Genomic DNA, 321 nt, shown 5'->3' with positions numbered 1-321 from the left:
CAACCCGCGGAGTGGGCCAGGCGGCTTTGCTTCGTGCGCGGCTTTGCCCGTCACTGCAGCGCTATCGATAGTCGCACGGAAGTTCCGCCCGTTGGCGCTTGAGGCCTTGCCTACTGATGGCGTGCCAAAACGCACTCGCGATCTGATGTTCAAGGAGATTGGCACCGTACAGTTTGCCGATATGATCATGGAGATAGATGCCCGCACGGCCATCAGCGAAGTACTGCTTGCGCGCAAGGCGCGGGACGCGCATGAACTCATTTCGCTGTACGCCGGACTGCTCTCACACGGCACGGATCTCGATGCAACGAGCGTTGCTGC

Annotated in this window: 1 pseudogene; it reads left to right on the top strand. The window is 60.4% G+C overall.

Annotated features, from left to right (window positions below):
• Positions 1 to 97: 97 nt before the first annotated feature.
• Positions 98 to 321 (top strand): annotated as a pseudogene (locus tag ACYP5B_RS34195) (hypothetical protein); the annotation flags it as partial.

Source organism: Cupriavidus sp. 8B, from assembly GCF_054589115.1.
Note: the sequence above shows the minus strand (reverse complement) of the source record. Positions and strands in the feature narration are given on the sequence as shown.